The following is a 504-nucleotide window of genomic DNA, read 5'->3' as shown; positions in this document are numbered from 1 at the left end:
GATCTCCAGCGTCGACACCGACACCAGCGCCCAACCGGAGAGCGGCAGGGCGATCTGGAAGAGATAGAGCGCGAAATGCGCGAGCGGCGCGGCTTGTCGCTCCAGGCCTCCGACCGAGGAGGGCAACGCCGGCACGATGTTGCCGAGCCGCCAGGCGATGCGCAGGATGATCAGGCCGAGCAGCAGGAAGCCGAAGGACTTGTGCAACTGGATCAGCTCGAAGGCGGTGCGCTGGCTTTCGATCCGCATCATCACGAAGCCGAGCACGAACTGACCGACGAAGATGATCCCGATCACCCAGTGGAGGACGATCATCGCCCAGCCATAGCGGGTTGAGGTGTTGGTGATTGACGATTCCATGGTCGAAAAACGCCGATGAGGTCAGCTTTCTTCCAGGCTACCCTATGCCCCACTCTCCACACAATTCCGGGCGCCGGCGGCCAATAGGGTTGGCGACCAACCTTGGAGCGATGGTTTCGCCGCGAGCCTGCAGCGCCCCTACCC

General features: G+C 62.9%; 1 protein-coding gene. It reads right to left on the bottom strand.

Going from position 1 to position 504, the window contains the following annotated elements; translation table 11 throughout:
- The coding region (locus EN780_RS37355) for a cytochrome b/b6 domain-containing protein (RefSeq protein ID WP_133373003.1) at positions 1-360 on the bottom strand (360 nt) is incomplete at its 3' end.
- Positions 361-504: the final 144 nt, after the last annotated feature.

It is taken from the genome of Mesorhizobium sp. M4B.F.Ca.ET.089.01.1.1, assembly GCF_004022605.1.
Taxonomy (GTDB): domain Bacteria; phylum Pseudomonadota; class Alphaproteobacteria; order Rhizobiales; family Rhizobiaceae; genus Mesorhizobium; species Mesorhizobium abyssinicae.
The sequence above is the reverse complement of the archived record's forward strand: the minus strand, read 5'-3'. Positions and strand labels throughout refer to the sequence as shown.